This is a genomic window from Streptomyces sp. NPDC030814, from assembly GCF_055572155.1.
In genome coordinates this window covers 1-15,717 of sequence record NZ_JBVIDX010000011.1, presented here as the reverse complement: position 1 = coordinate 15,717, position 15,717 = coordinate 1, and the positions used below count along the sequence as shown (strand labels likewise).

The window sequence follows — 15,717 nt, the reverse complement described above, 5'->3', positions numbered from 1 at the left end:
GCGTGCGTGGCGGCTCACATGGTCACCCGTTCGTGGGTACGGGATTCCTCACGCCTGCTCACCCGTGTCGACGTAGACGCGCGGCACGCGGGTTCCGATGCGGGTCACGATCTCGTACCCGATGGTTCCTGCCGCCTTCGCCCAGTCCTCGGCGGTCGGCTCGCCGTCGTCGCCCGCGCCGAACAGCACCACCTCGTCGCCGACGGCCGGTTCGTCCCCGCCGAGGTCCACGACGAACTGGTCCATCGCGACGCGGCCCGCGACCGTCCGCCACTTCCCGCCGACGAGGACGGGCCCGGAGCCGGAGGCGTGCCGGGGGATGCCGTCCGCGTAGCCCACGGGGACGAGGCCGAGGGTCGTGGCGCCGGGGGTGACGTAGTGGTGGCCGTAACTGACGCCGTGGCCCGCGGGCACCTGCTTGACCAGCGCGAGCGAGGCGCTGAGCCGCATCACGGGACGCAGTCCGAGGTCGGCCGAACTGCCCAGCTGGGGGCTGGGCGAGATCCCGTAGAGGGCGATGCCCGTCCGGACGAGGTCGAAGTGGGTCTCGGGAAGGGTGAGCGTGGCGGGCGAGTTGGCGATGTGCCGTACCTCGGGCCGTACGCCCCGGCCCTCCGCATGGGTCACCATCTCGCGGAAGAGGCCGAGCTGGGCGGCGATGGACGGGTGCCCCGGCTCGTCGGCGCACGCGAAGTGCGACCAGAGCCCGGTGACGGTGACGAGCCCCTCGGCCTCGGCGGCCAGCGCCTCGGCGACCAGCTCCGCCCAGTCGTCCGGCTGACAGCCGTTCCGCCCGAGCCCCGTGTCGGCCTTCAGCTGCACGCGCGCGCGTGCGCCCGCCGCACGGGCGGCGTCGGTGACCTCACGCAGCGCCCACAGCCCGCTGACCGACACGTCGAGATCCGCCTCGATCGCCTCCCGCCAGGGCCCGCCCGGCGCCCAGAGCCAGCACATGATGCGCCCCGGCAGCCCGGCCGCGCGCAACGCCAGCGCCTCCTCGGGTGTGGCCGTACCCAGCCAGGCGGCCCCCGCCTCGACCGCCGCCCGCGCACACCGCACCGCCCCGTGGCCGTACGCGTCCGACTTGACGACAGCCATCAGGGCAGCACCCGGCGCCAGCGCGCGCAACGTCCGCACATTGGCCCGCAGGGCATCCAGATCGATCTCGGCGCGGGCCCGCAGGGGCGCGGTCCGCGAAGGCGCTGTGTCACTCATGTCAGCCCCAGTGTCTCAGAGCCCGAGGGCACCCCCACGGCGCCCCATGACCGAGGGCTCACTTCCCCGCCCGCCGCCCCCAGACGAAGACCCGGTCCTTGGTCTTCAACACGCCCCACAGGGCCCGCGCGTCCGCCAGCCGCAGATTCACACACCCCATGGACCCGATCTCCGTGTAGACGGACCCGTACACGGCATGGAACGCCTGTCCCCCGCTGAAGAACTGCGCGTACGGCATCGGCTGGTGATACAGCGTCGACCAGTGGTTCTTGTGCTTCCAGTACACGCGGTGCCACCCCGCCCGTGTCGGGTACTGGCGCCGTCCGCTGCGGATCGGTGCCGGCCCGAACAGCACCTTCCCGCCCTTCTGCACCCAGGTCAGCTGCCGCGTCAGGTCCACACACGCCACCTTGTACGGGCGCCGCGGGCACTTCCCCGCCGCGTTGGGGTTCTTGCGCGCCGACAGGAACTGCATCCGCGCCCAGGTCACCGGCCCCGCGTAACCGATCGCCGGCTTGATGCCCTGCCTGATCTGGAACGCCCGGATGGCGAGGCAGTCCGCCCGCGACTGCCTCGCGTCCGCGTTCTTCCGCTTGAGCCACCGCTCCACCTGCCGCTGGTACGGCCCCGTCGCCTTCGTGCAGGACACCTTCGACACGGCGACCGCCTCGGCCTCATGGAGCGGGACGTACTCGATGAGGTCGTACGTCCCGGCCGCCGCGTTCCTCGGCTCCACCGCCTCCTCCTCGACGCTCGGCGTGTACACCCGGGGCGGCAGCGGCGTGTCGAGCTGCCAGGGCTGGTGGGGGCCCGGCGGCACACCCGGGACGAGCTGCTCGCTGCCGGGCGCGGGGGCGGGCGGCGGCGCCTCGGCCGCGGCGGTCCCCAGAGGCAGGGCGCTCACCAGGGCGAGGAGCACGGCGACACACCGGAAGGTCGCGCGCCGGCTCGCACCCGTCCGGCGCGCCTCCGTCCGGCGCGCGACTCGGCGGGGAGCAGCGCTGCGGGCCGCTGCTGTGGGGGCCACCACTTCGCGGGGCGCCGCTGTGCGGGTCGTCGCCCCGGAGGGCGTGATTCGTCCGCTCGTCATGTGATCAGCCATACGTGCCCCTCACATACGCGGGAGTGCGCCGCGCGCGCCAGGTCACCCGATATGAGGGCTCACACCAGGACCCGGTTGTCACGTACAGTCACTGATGACACACAGTAGGTCGCACCCGACGGCACCACCGGAAGACGACAGCACCGCCAGGACGACATCACCGGACACCACAGGGGTTGATATGTGCGGAATCGTGGGATACGTCGGCTCGCAGTCCGCGCTCGACGTGGTCCTGGCCGGACTGAAGCGGCTGGAGTACCGGGGGTACGACTCGGCGGGCGTGGCGGTGCCGGCCGACGGGGGCATGGCCTCCGCCAAGAAGGCCGGGAAGCTGATGAACCTGGAGAAGCAGCTGGTCGGCCGCCCACTGCCCAGCGGCTCCATTGGCATCGGCCACACCCGCTGGGCCACCCACGGCGGCCCCACCGACACCAATGCCCACCCGCACCTGGACAACGCGGGCCGGGTCGCCGTCGTCCACAACGGCATCATCGAGAACTTCGCGGTCCTGCGCGACGAACTGACCGCGCGGGGGCACGAGCTGGTCTCCGAGACGGACACCGAGGTCGTCGCCCACCTGCTCGCCGAGGAGTATTCGTCGTGCGACGACCTCGCGGAGGCGATGCGGCTGGTCTGCCGCCGTCTGGAGGGCGCGTTCACCCTCGTCGCGGTGCACGCGGACGCGCCGGACGTGGTCGTGGGCGCCCGCCGGAACTCACCCCTCGTGGTCGGCGTCGGCGAGGGGGAGGCGTTTCTCGCGTCGGACGTCGCCGCGTTCATCGACCACACCCGGTCGGCGATCGAGCTGGGCCAGGACCAGGTGGTGGAGCTGCGCCGCGACGGCGTGACAGTGACGACGTTCGACGGCCGCCCCGCCGACGTCCGTTCGTACCACGTCGACTGGGACGCGTCGGCCGCGGAGAAGGGCGGCTACGACTACTTCATGCTCAAGGAGATCGCCGAGCAGCCGAAGGCCGTGGCGGACACCCTGCTGGGCCGTATCGACACGGCGGGCTCGCTGGCGCTGGACGAGGTCCGCATCTCCGACCAGGAGCTGCGGGAGCTGGACAAGGTGGTCATCGTCGCGTGCGGTACGGCCTTCCACGCCGGTCTCATCGCCAAGTACGCGATCGAGCACTGGACGCGTGTGCCGTGCGAGGTGGAGCTGGCGAGCGAGTTCCGCTACCGGGACCCGATCCTCGACCCCCGCACCCTCGTCATCGCCATCTCCCAGTCCGGCGAGACGATGGACACGCTGATGGCCGTGCGCCACGCGCGCGAACAGGGCGCCCGGGTCCTCGCCATCTGCAACACCAACGGCTCGACGATCCCCCGCGAGTCGGACGCCGTCCTCTACACCCACGCGGGCCCGGAGGTGGCCGTCGCCTCCACGAAGGCGTTCCTGACCCAGCTGGTCGCGTGCTATCTGGTCGCCCTGTACCTCGGCCAGGTCCGCGGCACCAAGTGGGGCGACGAGATCCGGGCGGTGATCCGCGACCTCTCCCACATCTCCCGCGCGGTCGAGCGGGTCCTCGAGACGATGGAGCCGGTACGGAAGTTGGCGCGCACCCTCGCCACGAAGAACACGGTGCTGTTCCTCGGCCGCCACGTGGGCTACCCGGTCGCCCTGGAAGGCGCCCTGAAGCTGAAGGAACTGGCCTACATGCATGCCGAGGGCTTCGCGGCGGGGGAGCTGAAACACGGCCCGATCGCCCTGATCGAGAAGGACCTCCCGGTGGTCGTCGTGGTCCCCTCCCCCGCAGGACGTTCCCTCCTCCACGACAAGATCGTCTCCAATATCCAGGAGATCCGCGCCCGCGGCGCCCGCACGATCGTCATCGCCGAGGAAGGCGACGAGACGGTCGCCCCCTACGCCGACCACCTCATCCGCATCCCCGCCACCCCCACCCTCCTCCAGCCCCTCGTCTCCACGGTCCCCCTCCAGGTCTTCGCCTGCGAACTGGCCACAGCCCGAGGCAACGAGGTGGACCAGCCCCGCAACTTGGCGAAGTCGGTGACGGTGGAGTGACCGAAGCGGGGTGCTACCGCCCTCAGCGCCCCTGGTCCGAGCGGCCCCTGCCGCGCACGACGAGCGAGGCGACCCCACCGAAGACCAAGGCGAACACGGCACCGCCGTAGTTCTCCTGGACGATGCCGGCGCCGGCGATCATGGAGCCGATGACGAGGGGTGCGCCGGCGGTCATGCCGTTCTTCTTCACGAGGGCCTCTCCCGAGAGGTGGGTGCCGAATCGCAGCATGATCTCAACGCGCGGTGCGGCCGGGCCAGCCGATAACAGGGCGTGGCGCGAGGGGGTTTGGCCGCCGGCGCCGGACGCGGGCGGGGCGGGCCCGGTGTGGCGCCCCTGCCGGGGGCGGCGCGCCGTAGGGTGCAGCCCATGCCCATCATCGGAGTCGGCATCGACGTCGCCGAGATCGACCGCTTCCGCGCGGCCATGGAACGGACCCCCTCCATGGCCGAACGCCTCTTCCTGCCCGACGAGCTCCTCCTCCCGAGCGGCGAACGCCGGGGCATCGCCTCCCTCGCGGCCCGCTTCGCGGCGAAGGAGGCCCTGGCCAAGGCCCTCGGCGCTCCCGCCGGCCTCCACTGGACCGACGCCGAGGTCTACGTCGAACCCTCCGGCCAGCCCCGCCTCCGAGTGACCGGCACGGTGGCCGCCCGCGCGGCCACGCTCGGAGTCAAGTCCTGGCACATCTCGTTGAGCCACGACGCGGGGGTGGCGTCGGCGGTAGTGGTGGCCGAGGGCTGAGCACCAGGCGCCCAGTGGCCCGGTGGTGCGGGGTCGTTGGCGAGTGCGGGTGCGTTGTGGTTGTTCGCGCAGTTCCCCGCGCCCCTGAAAAGCGGCCGGGGCTGCGCCCCGTGCTTTTCAGTGAAGGACGGGCCGCAGGCCCGTTCCCTTCAGGGGCGCGGGGAACTGCGCGAGAAACCACGAACCACCCGCACCCGCCAACGAACCCTCCGCCCTGAACTCGAACGCACCCGATGCCCGACACCGCGCGCCCAACACCCCCGAGTGCGGCCCCTCCTCCTCCGGCACACAAGAACAAGGCACACTCGACCCCATGCGCTCAGCCCACCGCGTAGAGACAGTCCGCTCCGCCGAACGCACACTCATGGCCCAACTCCCCCAGGGCGCCCTGATGCAACGCGCCGCCGCCGGCCTCGCCGCGACCTGCGCCGACGCCCTCGGCCGCGTCTACGGCAGCCGCGTGGTCCTCCTCACCGGCAGCGGAGACAACGGCGGCGACACCCTCTACGCCGGTGCCCGCCTCGCCAAACGCGGCGCGGGGGTCACGGCCGTCCTGCTCGCCCCCGACCGCACCCACCCGGACGGCCTCAAGGCCCTCCTCCGCGCCGGCGGCACCACCACGACACCGTCCACCACCACGGACGACCTCATCGCCCGCGCCGACCTCGTCCTGGACGGCGTCGTCGGCATCGGCGGCAAGGGCGGCCTCCGCCCCGAAGCCGCCCACCTCGCCGAACTCGCCGCCGCCTCCCGCGCCACGGTCATCGCCGTGGACCTCCCGAGCGGCATCGAACCGGACACCGGCGAGGTGCACGGCACAGCCGTCCGCGCCGACCTCACCGTCACCTTCGGCACCCACAAGCCGGGCCTGCTCATCGACCCGGCCCGCGAGTACGCCGGCTCGGTCCGCCTGATCGACATCGGCCTGGCGAGCACCCTCCCCGCCTCCCCGGACGTGGAGTCCCTCCAGCACGCCGACATGGCCGCCCTCCTGCCCCACCCTGCCCCGGAGAGCGACAAGTACCGCCGGGGAGTCGTGGGCATCGCCGCCGGTTCGGCCCGCTACCCGGGAGCCGCGGTCCTCGCGGTCGCGGGCGCCCTGCGCTCCGGCGCGGGCGCCGTCCGCTACGTGGGACCGGCCGCCGGCACCGTCCTCGCCCGCTTCCCGGAGACCCTGGTGTCGGACCGCGGCCCGCGGAAGGCCGGCCGCGTCCAGGCATGGGTGACCGGACCCGGCGCGGGCGACGACGCGGCCCCGGTCGTCGAGGCGCTCTCCACGGACGTTCCCGTCCTCCTCGACGCCGACGGTCTGCGCCTCGCGGACGTGGCCGCCGTACGGGCCCGTACCGCCCCCACCGTCATGACGCCGCACGCGGGGGAGGCCGCGGCGCTGCTGGGCGTCGCACGCGAGGAGGTCGAGTCGGCCCGCCTGAGCGCTGTAAGGGAACTGGCCCGCCGCTACGACGCGACGGTCCTCCTCAAGGGCTCCACCACCCTGGTCGCCGGCCCCGCCGACGACACCCCGGTCCGTGTGAACCCCACCGGTACCCCGTGGCTGGCCACCGCCGGCAGCGGCGACGTCCTCTCCGGCCTCACCGGCTCCCTCCTGGCCGCCGGCCTCGCACCCCTGGACGCGGCGAGCGCGGCGGCGTACCTCCACGGCCTGGCGGGCCGCTACGCCGCGAACGGCGCCCCCACGGCCGCCCAGGACGTCGCGGACGCCATCCCGGCGGCCTGGCGCGACATCATGAGCTGATCGTCACCCTCACATGCTTCATCCGGGCGCCGTCCCGGCCGGGGGACGTCACTCCCCCTCCTCGATCCGGTCGATGGCGTCCCGCACCATCCCCAGATACTCGACCTCCTCACACCGCGGCTTGCTGCCCATCCGGTACATGTCCATGGCGTCGTCGAGACACTCGCCCAGATCCTCGTCCGGCAGATCGTCCGCCAGCTCACTGCAGACCTGCCCCGCGAACTCCTGGTCAGCGCGCGTAGACCATACGGAAGCCACCCGGTCGCCCCTCAGGTAAGTCGGGAGGCGGCTCCCTCCCGGCTGCCGCGGACGCTAGTCCCCGCCGACACCCGAGGTCCATACCTTCACCACAGTTCACCCATAGTGAGGAACGTGTGCACCTCCGTGCCATCGGGCGGGGTGACGGACCCCACCCCGCCACGTCGCCCGAACTCCGTTAACAATGGACTGTGATCTCACCGGTCTCCTCGTTGCCGCGGAGCGCCCACCGGCCCAGGCCGGAGGCGACTCCCTACGTCGACCTCACCCGTACAGAGTGGAGCGCGCTGCGCGACAAGACGCCGCTGCCACTGACCGCCGAGGAGGTCGAGAAGCTGCGCGGCCTGGGCGACGTCATCGACCTCGACGAGGTACGGGACATCTACCTGCCGCTCTCCCGGCTCCTCAACCTCTACGTGGGCGCCACCGACGGCCTGCGCGGCGCCCTGAACACGTTCCTCGGCGAGCAGGGCTCCCAGTCGGGCACCCCGTTCGTCATAGGCGTCGCCGGCTCCGTGGCCGTCGGCAAGTCCACCGTCGCCCGCCTCCTCCAGGCCCTCCTCGCCCGCTGGCCCGAGCACCCGCGCGTGGAACGGGTCACCACGGACGGCTTCCTGCTTCCCATGAAGGATCTCCGGGAACGCGGACTGGTCTCCCGCAAGGGCTTCCCCGAGTCGTACGACCGCCGTACGCTCACCCGCTTCGTCGCCGACATCAAGGCCGGCAAGGACGAGGTGACGGCCCCCGTCTACTCCCACCTCATCTACGACATCGTCCCGGACAAGCGGCTCACGGTCCGCCGCCCCGACATCCTCATCGTCGAGGGCCTGAACGTCCTCCAGCCGGCCCTCCCCGGCAAGGACGGCCGCACCCGCGTCGGTCTCGCCGACTACTTCGACTTCAGCGTGTACGTCGACGCCGGCACCGACGACGTCGAGCGCTGGTACCTCAACCGCTTCCGGAAGCTGCGGGAGACCGCCTTCCAGAACCCGTCCTCGTACTTCCGCAAGTACACCCAGGTCTCCGAGGAGGAGGCCCTCGACTACGCCCGGACCCAGTGGCGCACCATCAACAAGCCCAACCTCATCGAGAACATCGCCCCCACCCGGGGCCGCGCCACCCTGATCATCCGCAAGGGCTCCGACCACAAGGTGCGACGCCTCAGCCTGCGCAAGCTGTGAGGCCCACCCGAGTGACCACACCCGTGACCAGGGGCTGTTAGAAAGGCACCATGCTGCATCTGCGCCTGATCACACCGGCCGAGCGGACCGGCGAGGTGGTGCGTCTGATCGAGAAGACGATCGGCACCACCCATCTCGTCGTGATGCCGGGCGCCGCCCGCGACCCCGCCGGCGACGTCGTCATGTGCGACGTCGCACGCGAGGCGGGCGACGAACTGATCGGCGCGCTCCGCGAGTTGCACCTGGACAGGACCGGCTCGATCGCCGTCGAGAACATCGACCTGTCGCTGTCCGAGCGTGCCGACGAGGCCGAGAAGGAGGCGCCGGGCGAGGCCGCCGACGCCGTGCTGTGGGAGCACCTGGCGGACGCGACGCACGAGGAGTCGACACTCTCCGTCACCTATGTCGCCTTCCTCACCCTCGCCACGATGATCGCCGCGTGCGGTGTCGTCCTCGACAACGCGATCCTCATCGTCGGCGCGATGGCCGTCGGCCCCGAGTTCGGCCCGCTGGCCGGCTTCAGCACGGCCATCGTCCAGCGCCACCCGCGCCTGGCGCTCCGCTCCCTGATCGCCCTGCTCGTGGGCTTCGCGGCGGCGATGGCGGTGACGGTCGGCTTCAGCCTCATCATGGACGCGCTCGGCTACTTCACCGAGGCCAAACTGGAGGCCGACCGCCCCAACACCACCTTCGTCTACGCCCCCGACGCCTTCTCCTTCATCGTCGCCGTTCTCGCCGGCATCGCGGGCACCCTCTCCCTGACGTCGGCCAAGTCGGGCGCCCTGGTGGGCGTGGCCATCTCGGTCACCACGGTCCCGGCCGCCGCCAACGCGGCGGTCGCCCTGGCCTACGGCGACACGAAACAGACCGTGGGCTCGACCAACCAGCTCCTGCTGAACCTCTTGGGCATCGTCCTGGCAGGCACCCTGACCCTCCTGCTCCAGAAGTGGCTCTGGTCAAGGCAACGCGCCGTGACGAAGGACGCCCGCTGATTCCCGTCCCGCGCTTCCAGTGCCGCCGGGAGCTGCAGGGCCGCCGCTTTCGGGGGCGCGTGGAACTGCGAGACAAGCCACGGCGACACCGCGGCCCGCACCCGGCAGAACCCGACCCCCGAACCCGGCCCCCTGAACCGCGCCTTAGGGGTCCTTTCACTATGCCCGCCGGGGTCGCGTGGTCCGGCACCGCACCTCGCCGCGTTACCCAAAGGTCCTGGCAGCTCCGCTACGAGGACCCTCCGGCGCCTGGCGATGCACGGCACCGGACCACGCGACCTGATCGGACGCTCCCAGGGAAAGGACCCCTTACCCGAGCGCCGACTTCACCACGTCGGCCAACCGCCCCGCCACGGACCGGGCCTGCTCGATATCGGCCGCCTCCACCATCACCCGCACCAGCGGCTCGGTCCCCGAGGGCCGCAGCAGCACCCGCCCGGTCGACCCCAGCTCCCGCTCCGCGTCGGCCACGGCGGCAGCCAGCTCCGTGGACGTCCCCACCCGCGTCCGGTCCACGTCCGGCACATTGATGAGCACCTGCGGGAGCCGCTCCATGACCCCCGCGAGGTCCTTGAGCGTCCGGCCGGTCCGTGCGATCCGCGCCGCCAGCAGAAGCCCGGTCAGCGTGCCGTCACCGGTGGTGGCGTGGTCGAGGACGATGACGTGCCCGGACTGCTCGCCGCCGAGGGCGTATCCGTGCTCCTTCATCTCCTCCAGCACATACCGGTCCCCGACGGCCGTCTGGACGAGGCGCAGCCCCTCCCGCTCCAGCGCCAGCTTGAAGCCGAGGTTCGACATGACGGTGGCGACCACGGTGTCCGAGCGGAGCTGCCCGCGCTCCCGCATGTCCAGGGCGAGCACGGCGAGGATCTGGTCCCCGTCGACCTCGTTGCCCTCGTGGTCCACGGCGAGGCACCGGTCGGCGTCACCGTCGTGCGCGATGCCGAGGTGCGCCCCGTGCTCGACGACGGCGGCGCGCAGCTTCCCGAGGTGCGTGGAGCCGCACCCGTCGTTGATGTTGAGTCCGTCCGGCTCGGCCCCGATGGTGACGACCTCGGCCCCGGCCCGGGTGAACGCCTCCGGCGAGACCCCGGCGGCCGCGCCGTGCGCCTCGTCGAGGACGATCTTCAGCCCGTCCAGCCGGTTCGGCAGCACGGACAGCAGATGCTCGACATACCGGCCGAACCCTTCGCCGTACGAGCGGACACGTCCGACGCCGGCGCCCGTCGGCCGGTCCCAGGGCGCCCCGGTCCGGTGCTCCTCGTACACGGCCTCGATCTTGTCCTCCAGCTCGTCGGCGAGCTTGTGGCCGCCGCGGGCGAAGAACTTGATGCCGTTGTCGGGCATGGCGTTGTGGCTGGCGGAGAGCATCACGCCGAGGTCGGCGCCCAGCTCACCGGTGAGGAACGCCACCGCAGGGGTGGGGAGCACACCGACGAGCAGCACGTCGACGCCCGCGCTGGCGAGGCCGGCCACGACGGCCGCCTCCAGGAACTCCCCGGACGCTCGCGGATCCCGCCCGACCACCGCCACCGGCTTGTGGCCTTCGAACGTGCCCGCCTCGGCGAGTACGTGTGCCGCCGCGACGGAGAGTCCGAGCGCGAGCTCGGCCGTCAGATCCGCGTTGGCGACACCGCGCACGCCGTCCGTGCCGAAGAGTCGTCCCACTGTGGTGTCCTCCGAATTGCTGAGAATGTGCGGCTCGTACCAGGTGGTCCCGTACCGGGCGTCCCCCACCGGTTGTCCCCCGAGTGTCCAGGTACTTCCCGGACCAAGTACATCCCCTGAGACTGTCCTCCCCCGTGCGGGGTTGTACCGGCAGTCTGCGTGTAGTCGTGCGGAAAATAAGCCACCCTGCTACGCAAACCGCCCCGGCGGCACGGGTACGTGCCACCGGGGCGTTGCGTGCGGTGCAGCGAAGCGGTGATTAGCGCTTGCTGTACTGCGGAGCCTTGCGGGCCTTCTTCAGACCGGCCTTCTTGCGCTCGACCGCACGGTCGTCGCGACGGAGGAAGCCGGCCTTCTTGAGCGCGCCGCGGTTGTTGTCGACGTCGGCCTCGTTCAGGGCGCGGGCGACACCGAGACGGAGGGCACCGGCCTGGCCGGAGACGCCGCCACCGGCGATGCGGGCGATGACGTCGTAGCGGCCCTCGAGCTCGAGAACCTTGAACGGCTCGTTGACCTCCTGCTGGTGCACCTTGTTCGGGAAGTAGTCCTCGAGCGTGCGCCCGTTGATCTTCCACTTGCCGGTGCCCGGCACGATGCGAACGCGCGCGATGGCGTTCTTGCGGCGGCCCAGGCCGGCGGCCGGCTGCGGCTCGCCGAAGCGGGAGGCCATGGACTCGGTGGTGTACTCGCCCTCGACGGGGACGTCCGACTCCGTGGTGTAGCTGTCGATGTCAAGCTCTTCGAGCGGCTGCTCGGCAGTGGTCTCGGCCACGATTCTCCTCAGATTCTCTTCAGGCTTAGGGGGCGGCCGGACTTACTGCGCGACCTGGGTGATCTCGAACGGCACCGGCTGCTGGGCAGCGTGCGGGTGCTGGTCGCCCGAGTAGACCTTCAGCTTGGAGAGCATCTGACGGCCCAGGGAGTTCTTGGGAAGCATGCCCTTGACGGCCTTCTCGACGGCCTTCTCGGGGTTCTTCTCCAGCAGCTCGTCGTAACGGACGGAGCGCAGACCACCCGGGTAGCCGGAGTGGCGGTAGGCCATCTTCTGGGTCCGCTTGTTGCCGGACAGGTGCACCTTGTCCGCGTTGATGATGATGACGAAGTCACCAGCGTCGACGTGGGGAGCGTAGATCGGCTTGTGCTTGCCGCGGAGCAGGGTCGCGGCGGTGGTGGCGAGACGGCCCAGGACAACGTCCTGGGCGTCGATGACGTGCCACTGACGCGTCACATCGCCGGGCTTGGGGCTGTACGTACGCACGGTTCGTAGCCTTCGCTTCTTCAGTGAGGTTCCTGACAAGGTCACCGAAGACGATCACGACAGCCCTGACCGCACAGCGGTGACGCAAACCGCGTGCTGGTCGCTGGTCATCGGCCCGGTGGACCGGTGTAAGGGCGTCTCACGTGAGAATGAGCAAGCCAATACACATAACGAACCTGAAGAATAGCCGTGCGGCCCCGGACGGGTCAAAACGACCCCGGCAGACGTCCCGCCGGAGCGGGAGGACGATCGTCCCGACCACCCACGCTTGGCGGCATTTGCCCCCGCCCTCCAGGTCACGCTAGGAGCTCAACTCCCGCTGGACACTGACCATCGCCCCCCTTCGCCCGTCTAAAATGCGCCCCATGAGCTTTGGGCAGGGGGGGTCCCAGTGGAGCCCCGGGGGTTCCCACAATCCGTGGGGCGATCAGTGGGGTTCCTCTAACCAGACCCCGGACTGGGCCGCGCTGGCCGAGCAGTCCGAAACACGCAACAGGCGCCGCAGACTGCTGATGATCGTCGGCGGCGCTATCGCCACCGTCGGCATCGGCGCCGCCGTGGCCGTCGCCGTCGTGAGCGCCGACGGCGGCGGCACGAACACCACGGCGAACCAGCCGGGCGATCTGCCGGCCACCGCGGACATCCCGAGCGCGAGCACGAAGACGGACCCGTCGTTCGAGCCCACCTCCGCCCCGCCCCCGCTGGACCCGAAGGAATTCATCTCCAGCTCGGGCAAGGACAAGGCGCCGATCAGCCCGGACATCCTCTTTCCCGGCTCCCAGCTGACGAGGGACGACGACGTTGTCTACCGCAAGGGCCCCACGGCCTCGACGGCGGACTGCGCCTCGGCCGTCCAGGGCACCCTCGACAAGCTCCTCAGCGCCAATGACTGCACCCGCTTCATGCGCGTGACGTACCACCGGGACAAGGTCGCGGTCACGATCGGCGTCGCCCTCTTCGACACCGAGGCCCAGGCGACCAAGGTCAAGAAGGGCTGGGACAAGAAGAGCACCATCGTCTCCCTGTCCGGCGACGGCGTCCCCACCTTCTGCCGTACGACGATCTGCCGTACGACCGTCAACTCCTACGGCCGCTACGCCTACTTCACCCTCGGCGGCTTCGTCGGCGGCAAGGACGTCACGGAGAAGGACAGCTCCGTCTTCACGGCCGGCGACCACCTCGCCCAGTCCACCTTCGAGCAGATCCGCCGCCGGGGCGAGGCCCAGGCGGCCGCCGCGGCCAACTCGCAGTAGCCCGCACCCGGCCGCCCGGGGTCAGCAGCAGCCGCCCCCGGGCGCACCCGGCAGGGTCCGCCGGTTCCGCGCCTCCTTGTTCCGCGCGGCCAGCAGTTCGTCGGCGGGGTACCCGACCTCCTCCAGGGTCAGCCCGTGCGGCCGTACGACGTGCACGGCGGAGTCCCGTACCCCGGCGGCCAGGACCTTCCCGGGCCACTCGGTCCCCCGGTGCCCGTCCCCCACGAAGAGCAGCGCCCCGATGAGGGAGCGCACCATGTTGTGGCAGAACGCGTCGGCCCGCACGGTCGCCGTGATGATCCCGTCGTCGCCGCGCACCAGGCTGAGCTCCTGGAGCGTGCGGATGGTGGTGGCCCCCTCGCGCCGCTTGCAGTAGGCCGCGAAGTCGTGCTCGCCCAGAAGTCGCCGCGCGGCCTCGTTCATGGCGTCCACGTCCAGCGGCCAGTCGTGCCACAGCACATGGTTGCGCAGCAGCGGATCGACACCGCCTGGGTTGTCGGTGACCCGGTAGGCGTAGCGCCGCCAGACGGCCGAGAACCGAGCGTTGAAGCCGCTCGGCGCCTCCCTGAGCGCCCACACCCGTACGTCCCTGGACAGTCGCCCCGCGAGCCGCTTGAGCAGCTTCCCGTGGTGTTCGTCCCACACCTCGCGCGGCAGATCGACGTGGGCCACCTGCCCCCGGGCGTGCACCCCGGCATCGGTCCGCCCGGCCACGGTCAGCTCGTACGTCTCCGGCGACCGCGTCACGGTCCGCAGGGCGTCCTCGATCTCCCCCTGTACGGTCCGCCGCCCTGCGGCCTGCTTGGCCCACCCGGAGAACTCGGTCCCGTCGTACGAAAGATCAAGACGCACCCGCACGAACCCGGGCGCCACATCATCACTCACACGGAGATCCTCTCAGGAACACGAAAGCGGGCCCGCTCCTCAACGGAACGGGCCCACTGCAACGCCGCTCAAGGGGCGCGGGGAACTGCGCGACAAGCCACCACGAACCCGTAGCCGCCGACACACAGCTCCCGGCAGAACGCTTACGCGTCCTTGGACTCCTCGGCAGCCTCCTCGGCCGGAGCCTCGTCGGCCTTGGTGGTGTCCACCTTGGTCTCAGCGGCCGGCGTCTCCGCGTCCTTGGCGGCACGCTTGGTGGCGGCCTCGGCCTCACCGGTGGCCTGCTGCGCGACCGTCAGCGCCTCGACCAGCTCGATGACAGCCATGGGCGCGTTGTCGCCACGACGGTTACCGATCTTGGTGATACGGGTGTAGCCACCCGGACGGTTCTCGTACCGCGGGCCGATCTCGGTGAAGAGCGTGTGCACGACGCCCTTGTCCGTGATGACCGAGAGCACCTGACGGCGGTTGTGAAGGTCACCCTTCTTCGCCTTGGTGATCAGACGCTCGGCGTACGGCCGCAGACGGCGGGCCTTCGCCTCGGTGGTGGTGATGCGGCCGTGCTCGAAGAGCGACTTCGCGAGGTTCGCGAGGAGCAGCTTCTCGTGCGCGGCGCTGCCGCCCAGACGGGCACCCTTGGTGGGCTTCGGCATGGTGTTTCTCCTAGGTGTCTGCCCCGGCCGTATCAGGTACCGGAGTCAGTATCCGAGCGGGCGGTCGCCCGTCGGAGATCCAGGCCCCCGAAGGGGCCTGGAAGGGGCGCGGGGAACTGCGCGACAAGCCACAGTCCATCCGCAGCCGGGAACCGGCAGTCGGTCCCGAGCTCTTAGTACTGCTCGGTCTCGACGAACCCGGCGTCCGCGTCGTCGTCCGCACCGAAGGCGTCGGCCGCGGCGGTCGGGTCGAATCCGGGCGGGGAGTCCTTGAGCGCGAGGCCCATGCCCGCCAGCTTCGCCTTGACCTCGTCGATCGACTTCGCACCGAAGTTACGGATGTCGAGCAGGTCGGCCTCGGAGCGTGCCACGAGCTCACCCACGGAGTGGATGCCCTCGCGCTTGAGGCAGTTGTAGGAGCGGACGGTGAGTTCCAGCTCCTCGATCGGCAGGGCCAGGTCCGCGGCGAGCGCGGCGTCCGTCGGGGACGGGCCCATGTCGATGCCCTCGGCGTCGATGTTGAGCTCGCGCGCCAGACCGAACAGCTCCACCAGGGTCTTGCCGGCGGACGCCATCGCGTCACGCGGACGCATGGCCTGCTTGGTCTCGACGTCGACGATCAGCTTGTCGAAATCGGTGCGCTGCTCGACACGGGTCGCCTCGACCTTGTACGTGACCTTGAGCACCGGCGAGTAGATGGAGTCGACCGGGATCCGGCCGATCTCCTG

General features: G+C 70.9%; 16 protein-coding genes. 6 read left to right on the top strand and 10 right to left on the bottom strand.

Going from position 1 to position 15,717, the window contains the following annotated elements; all coding sequences use genetic code 11:
* Positions 1–48: 48 nt before the first annotated feature.
* Complete coding sequence (gene alr / locus ACZ43N_RS23190) at positions 49–1,215, bottom strand: alanine racemase (RefSeq protein WP_468099982.1); 1,167 nt, start codon at positions 1,213–1,215, stop codon at positions 49–51.
* 58 nt (positions 1,216–1,273) lie between these two features.
* Positions 1,274–2,134, bottom strand: coding sequence for a L,D-transpeptidase (locus ACZ43N_RS23185; RefSeq protein WP_468100323.1), 861 nt, complete (start codon positions 2,132–2,134; stop codon positions 1,274–1,276).
* A 364-nt stretch (positions 2,135–2,498) separates the two neighbouring features.
* Here ACZ43N_RS23185 and glmS point away from each other — a divergent pair, with 364 nt between their 5' ends.
* Positions 2,499–4,346, top strand: coding sequence for a glutamine--fructose-6-phosphate transaminase (isomerizing) (gene glmS / locus ACZ43N_RS23180; protein ID WP_468099980.1), 1,848 nt, complete (start codon positions 2,499–2,501; stop codon positions 4,344–4,346).
* Between the two features lie 22 nt (positions 4,347–4,368).
* On the opposite strand, the gene ACZ43N_RS23175 is transcribed toward glmS, so the two are convergent.
* Positions 4,369–4,575 (bottom strand): hypothetical protein, encoded by a 207-nt coding sequence (locus ACZ43N_RS23175; RefSeq protein WP_468099978.1) that lies wholly within the window; start codon positions 4,573–4,575, stop codon positions 4,369–4,371.
* Positions 4,576–4,713: 138 nt separating this feature from the next.
* Between ACZ43N_RS23175 and ACZ43N_RS23170 the strand changes: the two genes are divergently transcribed.
* Together ACZ43N_RS23170 and ACZ43N_RS23165 are read left to right on the top strand one after the other, a co-directional pair.
* The gene (locus tag ACZ43N_RS23170; RefSeq protein ID WP_468074844.1) at positions 4,714–5,085 is read left to right on the top strand and encodes a holo-ACP synthase; all 372 of its coding nucleotides are present in this window, start codon (positions 4,714–4,716) and stop codon (positions 5,083–5,085) included.
* Positions 5,086–5,398: 313 nt separating this feature from the next.
* The gene (locus ACZ43N_RS23165) at positions 5,399–6,841 is read left to right on the top strand and encodes an NAD(P)H-hydrate dehydratase (RefSeq protein ID WP_468099976.1); all 1,443 of its coding nucleotides are present in this window, start codon (positions 5,399–5,401) and stop codon (positions 6,839–6,841) included.
* 48 nt (positions 6,842–6,889) lie between these two features.
* Here the strand turns inward: ACZ43N_RS23165 and ACZ43N_RS23160 are convergent, their stop codons facing one another.
* Complete coding sequence (locus ACZ43N_RS23160; RefSeq protein ID WP_055536765.1) at positions 6,890–7,099, bottom strand: hypothetical protein; 210 nt, start codon at positions 7,097–7,099, stop codon at positions 6,890–6,892.
* Positions 7,100–7,290: 191 nt separating this feature from the next.
* On the opposite strand from ACZ43N_RS23160, the gene coaA reads away from it, so the two are divergent.
* Positions 7,291–8,280: a type I pantothenate kinase gene (gene coaA / locus ACZ43N_RS23155; protein WP_468099974.1), complete on the top strand. Its 990-nt coding sequence runs from the start codon at positions 7,291–7,293 to the stop codon at positions 8,278–8,280.
* Positions 8,281–8,330: 50 nt separating this feature from the next.
* A complete protein-coding gene (locus ACZ43N_RS23150; protein WP_468099972.1) occupies positions 8,331–9,272 on the top strand; it encodes a DUF389 domain-containing protein in 942 nt (313 codons plus the stop codon).
* Between the two features lie 309 nt (positions 9,273–9,581).
* Here the strand turns inward: ACZ43N_RS23150 and glmM are convergent, their stop codons facing one another.
* From glmM to rplM, 3 genes are all read right to left on the bottom strand, one after another.
* Positions 9,582–10,940: a phosphoglucosamine mutase gene (gene glmM / locus ACZ43N_RS23145; RefSeq protein WP_468099970.1), complete on the bottom strand. Its 1,359-nt coding sequence runs from the start codon at positions 10,938–10,940 to the stop codon at positions 9,582–9,584.
* Positions 10,941–11,199: 259 nt separating this feature from the next.
* Positions 11,200–11,712 (bottom strand): 30S ribosomal protein S9, encoded by a 513-nt coding sequence (rpsI, locus tag ACZ43N_RS23140; protein WP_055517251.1) that lies wholly within the window; start codon positions 11,710–11,712, stop codon positions 11,200–11,202.
* Between the two features lie 42 nt (positions 11,713–11,754).
* Positions 11,755–12,198, bottom strand: a complete 444-nt coding sequence (gene rplM, locus ACZ43N_RS23135; protein ID WP_055715789.1) for a 50S ribosomal protein L13 — start codon at positions 12,196–12,198, stop codon at positions 11,755–11,757.
* A gap of 365 nt (positions 12,199–12,563) precedes the next feature.
* Here rplM and ACZ43N_RS23130 point away from each other — a divergent pair, with 365 nt between their 5' ends.
* On the top strand, positions 12,564–13,451 hold the full coding sequence (locus ACZ43N_RS23130) for a hypothetical protein (RefSeq protein WP_468099968.1): 888 nt from the start codon (positions 12,564–12,566) through the stop codon (positions 13,449–13,451).
* A gap of 21 nt (positions 13,452–13,472) precedes the next feature.
* Here ACZ43N_RS23130 and truA read toward each other — a convergent pair whose 3' ends face one another.
* From truA to ACZ43N_RS23115, 3 genes are all read right to left on the bottom strand, one after another.
* Positions 13,473–14,336, bottom strand: a complete 864-nt coding sequence (gene truA, locus ACZ43N_RS23125; RefSeq protein ID WP_468099967.1) for a tRNA pseudouridine(38-40) synthase TruA — start codon at positions 14,334–14,336, stop codon at positions 13,473–13,475.
* Positions 14,337–14,479: 143 nt separating this feature from the next.
* On the bottom strand, positions 14,480–14,989 hold the full coding sequence (rplQ, locus tag ACZ43N_RS23120; RefSeq protein ID WP_468099965.1) for a 50S ribosomal protein L17: 510 nt from the start codon (positions 14,987–14,989) through the stop codon (positions 14,480–14,482).
* A gap of 173 nt (positions 14,990–15,162) precedes the next feature.
* On the bottom strand, positions 15,163–15,717 hold a 555-nt coding region (locus tag ACZ43N_RS23115), incomplete at its 5' end, for a DNA-directed RNA polymerase subunit alpha C-terminal domain-containing protein (protein ID WP_468099963.1).